This is a genomic window from Parabacteroides sp. merdae-related_45_40 (genome assembly GCF_001915675.1).
In genome coordinates this window covers 288-3526 of record NZ_MNQY01000012.1, presented here as the reverse complement: position 1 = coordinate 3526, position 3239 = coordinate 288, and the positions used below count along the sequence as shown (strand labels likewise).

Genomic DNA, 3239 nt, shown 5'->3' with positions numbered 1-3239 from the left:
GCTATATATCCATAAGTTTTGTATCTTTGCATGCTCAAAATGAACGATATGGATATTCTTGAACTTGCCCTACATAATCAGCAAACCGCTTGGAATATATTGGAACATACCGGTATTATCCCGGCATGGGAACGTATTGGGGCAACCGTTCATTTGGTAGGCTCACTCAAATCCGGTCTGTTGGCAAAGAGTAGGGATATAGACCTGCATATATATACCGATACATTGGATATTGCAGCCAGCTTTTCTGTGATGCAGGAACTTGCCGAACAGCTCTCTTTAAAGGAAATCCAATTTAAAAATCTAATTCAGACAGAAGAAGAGTGCATCGAATGGCACTCCATCTACGAAGATGAGGACATGAACACGTGGAAGTTCGACATGATTCATATTCGTAAAGGCTCAAAATATGATGGTGTGGTAGAAAAAGTAACTGCTGCCATAACGAACCGACTTACTCCTGAAATCAAGAATACTATCCTTCAAATTAAATTCGATGTGCCGGATGGGGTACAGATTCCCGGCATAGAAATCTATCATGCTGTTTTCGTGGGTGGAGTTCGTAGTTACGAAGAACTGGAACAATGGAGAAAAACCAATCCGCTAACAAATAGCTTGGATTGGTTGCCATAATCAATAGAGAATACCGAAACTTTCTGCCCGGTTGATGGCTTCGATCACATTATCGACATTCAGTGTTGCCAATATATTCTTGCGGTGATTGTTCACCATGTAAATACTAAGGTTCAGTTTATAAGCAATTTCCTTGCTCAAAAAGCCCTGTCGGATTAATAAAAGTATTTCCTTTTCCCGCTTGGTTAATTGTTGGTCTGCCGGAACAACTGCCGATGCAAGTATCTCACCCGTCTTCCGATTAATAATCGTTCGCTTAATTCGCTCCATAGGTGTTTGGTCAGGTGAAAGATCCATCACTCCCATAATCATCCACGCCTTTCCGTTCTTGTCTTTCTGAATCACTTGGTGGCGACTGATAACATTCACATATTCCTGCTGGGCATTCAGCATACGAATTTGGAATATCTGCTGATAATCATTCCTCTGTTCCTGCGGAAGTGAATAGATGAACTATCCGTGTTCAATCTGGTGTTCGATGAGTTGCGTCCGGTCGTCAGGGTGAATCCGTTCCTCCTGCAAATCGCCCTGTTTACGAATAGTCTTTATCCATATAGGGTTATATCCGAAGATAGTCGCAAAGTTATCGGATGCAAAATCGTATCGTTCTTTGAAAACATCTACCGTAAAGATACAACTCTGGCTCATTTGTGAGAATGCCTGTATGGAGGCCCTGCGTTCATTCCACGAATCATAGTCCACATCTAGCGGGCTGATCTGCTGTCTTGCCCATAATTTTTCGGGAGTTATCTTATTGGTAGTCATGTGGCAAAGATAAGCGATAAATCTTTTCGTATCTCTATTTCCATTTGACTTTCTATGTAAATACGTTCAAAAAAAAGAATATCCTATGAGTATATTCCAAATGAATTGAGCCAGAGATAGACAGGATATACCACTTTCAGACAGTTTTGAAAACGGCTCTTGATTCTATTTTCATTTGCCGATGAAAATAGAATCAACACGTTTTATAAACCATTAAAAATTAAAAGTATGGAAGTAGTAACCATTGAAAAGAGAACCTTTTCGTATGTCTGCGAACGATTCACCGAGTTTGCAATAGAAAGTTTGTGCAGCACTCATATCCAGAAAGTAGAAAACTGGCTGGATGGATAGTCAGGAAGTGTGTCTGTTGTTGGGCTTTAGTAAACGAACACTGTAATATTACCGTAGTAGTGGACGGCTGGCTTATTCTCAAATCGGCAGCAAAATTTATTATAAGTCTTCCGATATTGAAAGAATTATTGCGAACAGTGAAACACAAAATCAATCACCCAAACAAATTATGCCTTATGAAAAGAACTAAAGAAGATTACCCGTCTTTCAACCTATTTTTCATTGTCGGCACATGGGAAAGTGTTAATTTGAATCCCACGGTTATCATCTATTGGAGCGACAAAGAGTATCTCTTTTCTATTATATATGTATCGGAAACTACCAAACAGGCTTCACCCGCTACTTATGAGATACAGCAAGATGGTAGCCAGTATTTTATTGCCATTGCGTCTAAACGGCTCTATATAGATTATGATTCGGCAAAAGATATACTTAGTATTTCATCGTTGGGTGACTATCTGCGCAACTAATCAGCCATCTAGCCATCTTGAAATCAATATTTCAATAAAACAATCTTTCAATCATGGAACTAATAAATAAAGATACCCCACAAGTCAAAGAATTTATTTCTTCGCTCGATTCGATGCTGGACAGCATTGAATCTATTGTCAAACATTACAAGCCCCACCTTAACGGGGAACGTTTTCTTTTTAATAATGAGGTTTCCAAGAAACTAAATGTCAGTTTGCGAACCTTGCAGGTGTGGTGAGATACAGGACTAATCCCCTTTATCCAGATAAAAGGTAAAATCATCTATCGCCAAAGCGATATTGATAAACTGCTTCAAAAGCACTACTTTGAAAGCTGGAAAGAGTAACCTGCCAAGCCCAAAAACATTGTTTTTCGGAATTTAATTTGAATCATTGACTTTTCCAGTGAAGTATTTAGTCTGTGCAAGTCTTTAGATGAAAATACGCTCGAACATAGTGAGAGGAAGATTTTCATCTAAACCGAAGGCTCGGACTTGAACAGGCTAAATACGGAACTTACCTTTGTCAATGCTTCATATTGAGTTCTGGAAAACTTACTATAAAAGAAAAGGATTGAGAAAATGAAATTCATTCTTCCCAATCCTTTTTCAATATTAGCTACTATTTTTATTATATAGCCAATTCCGACAGGCAGCTATTTACTTTTTGCATATCCTTGAAAATATTCTGATCCAATACCCTTGCATAGTGTTTTGTTACGCTTGTATCTGCATGACCTAACATCTTAGCAACATTCTCCATACTCACGCCATTTGCAAGGCAAATGCTTGTGGCATAGCTATGACGGGCTGTGTAAGTAATATTTAGAAATGCAATAAAAAACAGAATGACGAGAATTAAACGTAAAACGTTTATAATTAAGCATTTTTCAAGAATTGCAGAACAGACATTCCTGCAAAGGACAACAAAATATTGCGACGTTTCAGTTACCAGACTGTTAGCCGCCTGTTTCGGAAACAACGGCAGGTAACCGAATTTTTACCGATAGGAACAAAGCGG

The 3239-nt window shown here is 38.7% G+C and carries 3 protein-coding genes and 3 pseudogenes; 4 read left to right on the top strand and 2 right to left on the bottom strand.

Translation table 11 applies throughout. The features are described 5' to 3' along the window. The first annotated feature begins 39 nt into the window (after positions 1-39). Complete coding sequence (locus tag BHV83_RS00245; protein ID WP_172676543.1) at positions 40-633, top strand: phosphoglycerate mutase family protein; 594 nt, start codon at positions 40-42, stop codon at positions 631-633. On the opposite strand, the pseudogene BHV83_RS00240 reads toward BHV83_RS00245, so the two are convergent. Beyond that, positions 634-1398 (bottom strand): annotated as a pseudogene (locus BHV83_RS00240) (LuxR C-terminal-related transcriptional regulator). Positions 1399-1626: 228 nt separating this feature from the next. Between BHV83_RS00240 and BHV83_RS00235 the strand changes: the two are divergent. From BHV83_RS00235 to BHV83_RS00225, 3 genes and pseudogenes are all read left to right on the top strand, one after another. Beyond that, a pseudogene (locus BHV83_RS00235) lies at positions 1627-1939 on the top strand (helix-turn-helix domain-containing protein). Beyond that, positions 1926-2219 (top strand): DUF3876 domain-containing protein, encoded by a 294-nt coding sequence (locus BHV83_RS00230; RefSeq protein ID WP_005649906.1) that lies wholly within the window; start codon positions 1926-1928, stop codon positions 2217-2219. Before BHV83_RS00235 ends, BHV83_RS00230 begins: the two are co-directional and overlap by 14 nt. A gap of 53 nt (positions 2220-2272) precedes the next feature. Further along, positions 2273-2566, top strand: a pseudogene (locus BHV83_RS00225) (helix-turn-helix domain-containing protein). Positions 2567-2849: 283 nt separating this feature from the next. Here the strand turns inward: BHV83_RS00225 and BHV83_RS21830 are convergent. Then, positions 2850-3116: a site-specific integrase gene (locus BHV83_RS21830; RefSeq protein WP_370686462.1), complete on the bottom strand. Its 267-nt coding sequence runs from the start codon at positions 3114-3116 to the stop codon at positions 2850-2852. Positions 3117-3239: the final 123 nt, after the last annotated feature.